Below are 1738 nucleotides of genomic sequence, written 5' to 3' on the forward strand. Positions count from 1 at the left end.
TCGCTGCGGACGCGGGCGCGTTCGCGGCGCTGGGCGGCGAGGATGTCGGGGTGGCGGGCGTTGGTGTTGCGCCAGCGCAGGTAGGCGTGCAGGGCGAGCACGGCGTAGTAGGAGGCGTTCTGGCTGGTGCCGCCGTTCGCACCGGGGCGCTTGCGGACGCCGCGGCCGACGAAGACAGCGCCGTGCTCGCAGACCACGAGGTTGTAGGCGATGTCGACGTAGTTCTCGGTGGGGTGGTCGAGGTGGGTCTGGCGGACCGACCGGACCATGGCGGCGCACTGCTCGTGCGGCCGGGAGTCGTAGCGCGTTCCGAGGTAGTGGACGGCGACACCGCGGGCGGACGGCAGGGCCGCCGCCGGGGAGGTGGTCGGGGCGCCCCAGGCGGTGCGGGCGATGAGCTGCATCAGTCCTGACCTCCCGTCGGACGCTCGGGCGGCGGGCCACTCTCGCCCGGCTCCTCGGGCAGCGGAGGCGGCCACTCCGGCCCGACCGTTTTGTATTCGCCGGTGAACTGGCGGCTGGCACGGACGGGCTGGCCCGGGCGCGCCGCACGGAGGACGTCCAGGGCGGCCTCGGCAGCCGCCTGGTACATCTCCTCGATCAGCCCAGGCGTGCCCTGGGCGTAGCTGTCGGGGACACTGGCCATGGACCACTCGACCTCTTGACTCCCTCCAGCCTGGAGTGAGTAGACGACGCGGTCGGTGTGCTCGGGGAACGCCACGCTCTTCTCCTGTCAGCCGATTCGGCGGTAGACGATGCGGGTAGCTGTCGGGCCGCCGCGGATGATGGTTCCGGTGCTGGCTCCAGCACCGCCCTGTTGGACCTGCCAGATGGCGGTGCCCCCCGCGCCGCCTACGGTGATCAGACCCTCGTCTCTGGCGCTGTGATAGTTGCCTGCCGTGGTGCCGCCGATGACGTGACCGGTGCCGTTGGCGGGACGGCGCATGATGACGTACTGGCCGGCGTTGGCACCAGTGGTGTTGGATGCCACGGCCTGGTAGCTGATGGTGAACCGCAGCATCTCGGTGCCCGTCGGGACTGACCAGTTGGCACTGATTGAGGTGTCCGCGCCCGATGCTGCGGAGTAGCTGATCAGGAGCCAGTACTGGTAAGTGGCTCCGGCGATGAGTGGGACGCGGATGTCCGTGGCCAGCGGCGTTGTCCGGTTGACCAGGGCCAGGTCGGCCTCCTGTTGGATGACGTAGGTGTTGCCGGCGTTGAGGCGGTCGGCGGTCACGCGCATCCCGGGGCGCCAGGGGAAGGGCATCGGGGCTCCTCTCAGAGTGCGACGGTCATGGGGTCGGCGAGGCGCACATCGGCCCCGGCGGCGTGGGGTTTGCGGATGCCGTTGACGGCGCGGACCACGGTGAATGGCTGTGCGGTGCCGGGTGGGATGCCATCCAGGAGCCAGACCCGTAGGTGGGTGTCCGTGATGCTGGAGGCGCTGGAGGCGGTGACGGCCTGTGGGCCGGCGGTTGTGACGGGGCGGGCCCACGCCATCAGCCGCGAAGTGGTATTGCCGGGTGGGCCGGACACGGCGAGCTGCTGCCAGCCGTCCCCGGATGGGGGGAGCATGGCGTCGAACGGGTCCCAATCCCACCCGACCACCGCGACCAGCCACTGGCCAACGGCGGCCGTCGAGGTGGTGAGCGTGGCGTCCGCAGATGACCCGAGCGCCGCCCACGTACCCGCGGCGGTGGCTCCGGCGGCGCGGATGCTGAGCGCGGACCAGGCATCC

Annotated in this window: 3 protein-coding genes and 1 pseudogene; all 4 read right to left on the bottom strand. The window is 71.1% G+C overall.

All coding sequences use genetic code 11. The features are described 5' to 3' along the window. Window positions 1-95: pseudogene (locus ACFTWP_RS41655) on the bottom strand (IS630 family transposase); the annotation flags it as partial. 308 nt (window positions 96-403) lie between these two features. Next, window positions 404-721: a hypothetical protein gene (locus ACFTWP_RS41660; RefSeq protein WP_376957126.1), complete on the bottom strand. Its 318-nt coding sequence runs from the start codon at window positions 719-721 to the stop codon at window positions 404-406. A 12-nt stretch (window positions 722-733) separates the two neighbouring features. Continuing rightward, a complete protein-coding gene (locus ACFTWP_RS41665; RefSeq protein WP_375879989.1) occupies window positions 734-1267 on the bottom strand; it encodes a hypothetical protein in 534 nt (177 codons plus the stop codon). An 11-nt stretch (window positions 1268-1278) separates the two neighbouring features. Further along, on the bottom strand, window positions 1279-1738 hold a 460-nt coding region (locus ACFTWP_RS41670; RefSeq protein ID WP_380270388.1), incomplete at its 5' end, for a hypothetical protein.

Origin of the sequence: Kitasatospora sp. NPDC057015 (assembly GCF_042673745.1) — a bacterium.
Classification (GTDB): domain Bacteria; phylum Actinomycetota; class Actinomycetes; order Streptomycetales; family Streptomycetaceae; genus Kitasatospora.